The 5,459-nt window shown below is 38.2% G+C and carries 8 protein-coding genes; 4 read left to right on the plus strand and 4 right to left on the minus strand.

The window, feature by feature from the left end; translation table 11 throughout:
• The first annotated feature begins 160 nt into the window (after positions 1 to 160).
• Together clpS and ACIR131C_RS0113190 are read left to right on the plus strand one after the other, a co-directional pair.
• Complete coding sequence (gene clpS, locus ACIR131C_RS0113185) at positions 161 to 484, plus strand: ATP-dependent Clp protease adapter ClpS (protein ID WP_028083664.1); 324 nt, start codon at positions 161 to 163, stop codon at positions 482 to 484.
• Position 485: 1 nt separating this feature from the next.
• Positions 486 to 782 carry a DUF2103 domain-containing protein gene (locus ACIR131C_RS0113190; protein ID WP_028083665.1) on the plus strand — a complete coding sequence of 99 codons (297 nt, stop codon included), beginning with the start codon at positions 486 to 488 and terminating at the stop codon, positions 780 to 782.
• 60 nt (positions 783 to 842) lie between these two features.
• Here the strand turns inward: ACIR131C_RS0113190 and ACIR131C_RS0113195 are convergent, their stop codons facing one another.
• On the minus strand, positions 843 to 1,163 hold the full coding sequence (locus ACIR131C_RS0113195) for a hypothetical protein (RefSeq protein WP_028090578.1): 321 nt from the start codon (positions 1,161 to 1,163) through the stop codon (positions 843 to 845).
• Between the two features lie 279 nt (positions 1,164 to 1,442).
• On the opposite strand from ACIR131C_RS0113195, the gene ACIR131C_RS22695 reads away from it, so the two are divergent.
• Complete coding sequence (locus tag ACIR131C_RS22695; protein WP_051347559.1) at positions 1,443 to 1,877, plus strand: hypothetical protein; 435 nt, start codon at positions 1,443 to 1,445, stop codon at positions 1,875 to 1,877.
• 51 nt (positions 1,878 to 1,928) lie between these two features.
• Here the strand turns inward: ACIR131C_RS22695 and mnmE are convergent, their stop codons facing one another.
• Positions 1,929 to 3,323 carry a tRNA uridine-5-carboxymethylaminomethyl(34) synthesis GTPase MnmE gene (gene mnmE, locus ACIR131C_RS0113205; RefSeq protein ID WP_028090579.1) on the minus strand — a complete coding sequence of 465 codons (1,395 nt, stop codon included), beginning with the start codon at positions 3,321 to 3,323 and terminating at the stop codon, positions 1,929 to 1,931.
• Between the two features lie 139 nt (positions 3,324 to 3,462).
• On the opposite strand from mnmE, the gene ACIR131C_RS0113210 reads away from it, so the two are divergent.
• On the plus strand, positions 3,463 to 3,663 hold the full coding sequence (locus ACIR131C_RS0113210) for a hypothetical protein (RefSeq protein WP_028090580.1): 201 nt from the start codon (positions 3,463 to 3,465) through the stop codon (positions 3,661 to 3,663).
• Between the two features lie 295 nt (positions 3,664 to 3,958).
• Here ACIR131C_RS0113210 and ACIR131C_RS0113215 read toward each other — a convergent pair whose 3' ends face one another.
• Both ACIR131C_RS0113215 and rlmB read right to left on the minus strand, forming a co-directional pair.
• Positions 3,959 to 4,261: a DUF1816 domain-containing protein gene (locus ACIR131C_RS0113215; RefSeq protein WP_028090581.1), complete on the minus strand. Its 303-nt coding sequence runs from the start codon at positions 4,259 to 4,261 to the stop codon at positions 3,959 to 3,961.
• A gap of 168 nt (positions 4,262 to 4,429) precedes the next feature.
• A complete protein-coding gene (rlmB, locus tag ACIR131C_RS22700; RefSeq protein WP_155963112.1) occupies positions 4,430 to 5,302 on the minus strand; it encodes a 23S rRNA (guanosine(2251)-2'-O)-methyltransferase RlmB in 873 nt (290 codons plus the stop codon).
• Positions 5,303 to 5,459: the final 157 nt, after the last annotated feature.

Raw genomic sequence — 5,459 nt, forward strand, 5'->3', positions numbered from 1 at the left:
CATTTAAAAAATTGGTTCACTAATTGTTGTTACTGTACCTCATAACACCGGGAAGTGCTGTATTATCGGCTTGTGCTTGACTACTAACCCAGTCAGCAATAGATTAAACTAGTTATTTGTAATCTTAGTTTGAACAAAGTCGTTTTTGGCTCATTTTTCTATGGTGACAAAACTTGTGGATGTGTATACTATGGCCTCAGCACCAACTGTGACACCTGACCGGGTTAATCAAGTGACTCGCAAAACCTATCCTAATTATAAGGTGATTGTCTTGAATGATGATTTTAACACTTTTCAGCACGTCGCTGAATGCTTAATGAAGTATATTCCTGGTATGTCGAGCGATCGCGCGTGGGATCTGACTAATCAGGTTCACTACGAAGGACGAGCAATTGTCTGGACAGGACCCCAAGAACCAGCGGAATTATACCACCAACAACTACGTCGCGCTGGGTTGACAATGGCTCCCCTGGAAGCAGCCTAATATGTCTAAACCCACCGATGGTAGACTTGTTTGGAATCACTCTACCCATATTCCCGGTCTAATTCCCATTTTAGAACGTTTGTGTCAACACAATGGCATTCTTACTGTCACCCCTGCGGTAATTGGGAGAGCCAGGGGTCATGCTCCAAAAATGCAGTTGCGTGTGTCAGTACCCATTCGCGGTGGTTATAAAATCATTGCGCGTCAGGGTAAAACAGTACAGGAGGTGTTTATCCTCACAACTTTACTACAGGATGAACTGGAAAGTGCGATAGCCATTGCTATGAAAATTGCGTAAATTATGAATTTACAAACAGCAAGGTTAGAACTAAATTTCAGTTTTAACCTTGACTTTTGATTATTCTTCAATTTTATGAATTGCAAATCTATGTAACGGTAAACTCAAAATACAAGAAAATGTTAAAAAATATGACAAAGCTGTAGTAATTCTCAAAAATATGATGATAGCTTCCTCATCAAATAAAAATACTTTTTCCATCGCAAAAGCCAGACAATAAACTAACCAATAACCAAAAGTCATTCTTAATAAATCTGCTTCTGTTTGTTGGATATCGTCTATTTCTTGATGATCATCATTTAGCAACCATAAACCGAGAATACAAGCGACTGAGGAAATAGCAACTACAAACTCATGGCCAGATAAATTTATCGTAGTCATTGATCCTTGTCTCCATTTTCAATGTTTGATATTTCTATGGAAATCTAGTCTAAAGGATTATGCCTAATGGTTGTACAAAATAGTTACAAATTGCAATGCTTCCACAACTTTCTTCACATATAACGGATTATTTCAAGTTTTATGACAATGTTTAATTTTAATTTAATTTAAAGATTTATGCAAGGAATGATACAATTAAGTATTATAACTAGAATCAAGTTGCTCTAAAAAATAGAAGAGTAATATTAGTGTTGAGTTAGTGTTGAGTGAATAATTATCATGCAAATCAAAGCCATAGCCCTCTCCTTAGTTTTGGGTCTTTCTTTACCCATAGTTGCAGATATTTATGTTCCGAGTCAAGCTGTAGCTAATCTTGCTTTTCCAGAGGGAAAATTTTTTGATGTCGAAGGACAACTACAACCACCCAGTTGGAATTTAACACTTTGGCAAGCTCAGGGTAAATATTACTACAAAAACTTAAATCTCAAAACAGGTAAACAAATTTGTTTAATTGGTGCTAAAGCATCTGGTACTCAAGCGCGTCCGGTATTCACGTGGACCAATGGTAAATATAAATATCGAGTTTCTTGGCAAATTGTGCAACGGGAATTGATCAGATTAGAGGTAATAGATCCTTCAGGTAAGGTGATTTTAAATCAATTGTTCGTTAGTGAACCTGGGAAATTTGAAAATCCCAATACAACTAAATGTTAGGAAATATTAAAATAGCGATATTACTGAATAAAAAATATGAACTGATCTGATTTATTTACCAATGCAAAACCTACTGAAAATCCGATCTAAAACTGATTCTGTAACTTCTTCACCGGTGATTTCTCCTAAGGCTTGAATTGCACCTCTTAAATCAATTGTCCAAAAATCTAAGGGTAATTGTTCAGTGATTGTAAATTGCAGTTGTTCTAAATCGCTTTTCGCTTTTATTAAAGCTGCTGCTTGGCGTTGATTAATTGCCAAATCCATATCAGCAGCTTGAACTTTTCCGGCTTGAACTATTTCTAAAATCGCCATTTCTAACCGATCAATTCCTTGATTTATGGCTGCGGCTGTGACAATTTGGGATTTAGGATTTAGGATTTGGGATTTAAGGTTTTCTTGTTCTGCTAATGAAATCAGATCAATTTTATTAATTACTAAAATTACATTATGGTGTTTTACTTGTGCATAAATTTCTTGATCTGCTGGTGTCCAACCTGCGGTAGCATCAATAGTAAATAAGACCAAATCAGCAGCATTAGCAGCACGATGAGATCGCTCTACACCAATCTTTTCTACTTGATCTGTTGTTTCCCGAATCCCCGCTGTATCTAGCACCTGTACGGGAATTCCTCCTACAATTAATTGAGATTCTACCACATCGCGGGTTGTTCCTGGTAAATCTGTGACAATGGCGCGATCGCTCCGACTCCAAGCATTTAATAAACTTGATTTTCCCACATTAGGCCGCCCCACTATGGCCACTTTTAAACCAGTTCGTAATAATTCACCTTGATCTTTTGTTGCTAATAATTTGTTAATTTCCCCGGTCACTTGCTCAATTTCGGTAATAATTCTTTTTTGATCTAAAGGTGGTAGATCTTCCTCAAAATCAATTCTGGCCTCAATTTCTGCCAAAATATCTAAACAATTAGCCCGTAATTTGCGAATAGGTGCGGCTAATTTACCCTGTAACCCAGCCAAAGCCATTTGAGCAGCTTGAGGTGATTTTGCTCCCACCAAATCAGCGATACTTTCCGCTTGGGTTAAATCCAACCTACCATTTAAAAATGCTCTTAAAGTAAATTCTCCCGGTTGGGCTAATCTGGCACCATTTTCTAAGCATAATTGTAACACTTGTTGTACCGACATAATCCCCCCATGACAATGAAATTCTACTACATTTTCACGGGTAAAAGAACGGGGGGCTTTCATGATCAATAATAAAGCCTCATCAATAATTTGCTTTGTTTCAGGTTGACGGATATAACCGTAAAGAATCCGGTGACTTTCCCAAATTTGTCGCCCTGGGGCATAAAATAGAGTTTGAGCGATGGCTATGGCATGATCACCAGAAACCCGCACAATACCTACACTACCTTGTTGAGGGACAACAGCAGTAGCGATCGCCGCAATAGTTCCAGTATTAGCCAATAATTCAGACATGAAGGGTTATTCTACTTCCGGGATAGAGGAAAAGCACAATCTTAAACCCCTACAGTACACTAGTTTAAGAAAGAAATAAGGTAATTACCCATTACCAATACCATTACCAATAATAGTAAAAATTCTGGCGGAATTAATTATGGAACAAAAAATTAACTGTGCTGAATCTTGTGTTAACGGATGTGTTTTAGGTGATCAATGTCCCAATATCGAGTTTAGAGAATCAACTTCAAAATTTATCGCTGAAACTTCCCTAGACAAAATGCTAGAAATAGCTGAAGAAAGATTGCGGAAAAAAATGACAGAACCACCAAAATGGGTGTTTCCAGAAGATCCTTAAATGTAACTCTTGTTTAGGAACAGGGAACAGGGAACAGGGAATAGGGAATAGTTTTAACTGTTTTACATCATCTAGTCAGCAGAGGGTGAGATGAATTAAATACCAAATCACCCTCGATTATACTATTTTCTAATGGCTTGCATCAATGCTATTCTCGCATCAATAATGGCAGGCATTAAAACACAATTGATAGCATCTTTGAGATTTTCAATATTTGTACTATTTTAACGTTATACAAAGACCGTTCCCAGGCTAATCCTGGGAACGGTGACAGCCCAATTAATTACTTGTGAGACTATATTTGACCGCTAAAGACAGGCTTTACTTTACGGTCAATCCATTCCCCCAAATCTTCAGCAATTGTCAACACACTAGGTTTACAACGTTCTACATTGACTATAATTCCCTGCGCTCCTTCAATTTCTAAATCTTCTATATAGCCAAGACTGGCTTTATTTGCTTCCACAGAACTGAAAAATGGACCGAAGTAGTATGTACACTTGGGATTCTGTGTGATAATTTTGACCCACCAAGCAAGTCCCAGGAGGTTTAATGTATTAATCAACCCTTCTTGAAGGTTATTCCAAATTGTTTTCATGGTTTCCGCTGAATGATAAAGGTGTGACTGAGTGTGTGAGAATAGGTTAAATTTATTATCTTTTACATTTCTTTATAGTTGCTGATTTCGTGGATATTTGTCCACTAAATCAGCTTTGTCCAATTTTACCCCGACTGGTTTAACTACAAACAGTTTCCAACCCTTTGATTATTCTTTTTTCAAAGCAATTGTTTGTAGTTTATCAAAGTACAGCGTATTTTGCGATTTTTGACGATAAATTTCGTAAAGTGCCATACCAGTTGCCACGGAGGCATTGAGGCTAGGAGTCTTACCCTGTAAGGGAATAGATACCAAAACATCACAAGAACGTTGTGTTAACATTCCCAGACCTTCACCCTCACCACCCACGACTAAAACCACCGGACCACTAAATTTAACGCTTTGCAATGGTTCGCTACCTGTAACAGCAGTGCCGTAAATCCAAAAACCTTCTTCTTTTAACTGTTCTAAAGCCCGACCAAGATTAACAACTCTAGCTACAGGAAAGGTTTCTAATGCTCCCGCTGCCACTTTCACCACCGTTGAAGTAATTCCTGCGGCCCTTCTTTGGGGAATCACCAAACCATGAGCGCCAATAGCTTCTGCTGTGCGAATAATTGCCCCTAAGTTGTGGGGATCAGTAATACCATCGGCAACAACAATTACAGGATCAGTAATAGATTTAGCCTTAGTAATCAGATCCTCTAATTCAGTATAGGAATAAGGAGAAATTTGAGCGGCTATTCCTTGGTGATTAGCCCGACCAGTAATTTGGTCTAACCGCATTGGTTCAACTTCATCAATAACTGCGCCATTATCCTTGGCTTGCAAAATCAAATGATGAAATCTGGGATCATAACGGAGGCGGGTAGTAATCCACAGCTTGTTAATGCTACGTTTATTTTCCAAAGCAGTTAAAACTGGGTGACGACCGTAAATGAGATCACTTTCTTCTGTGGGTGTAATTTCTGAAGACGGCTGAGAAGATGGGTAAGAGGGACGGTATCTAGCATTGAAGGGTTTACCTTCAGCTAATGTGATTTCTGAAGACTGCTCAGAACCATAGCCAGAGGTGCGAGGTTTAGGAGTATAAGGCTTGTCTTCTCTATTTAATCTAATTTCTGGGGATTTATCAGCACCATAGCCAGAGGTGCGAGGTTTAGGAGTGTAAGGCTTGTCTTCTCTATTTAATCTAATT

The organism is Dolichospermum circinale AWQC131C, from assembly GCF_000426905.1.
Classification (GTDB): Bacteria; Cyanobacteriota; Cyanobacteriia; order Cyanobacteriales; family Nostocaceae; genus Dolichospermum; species Dolichospermum circinale.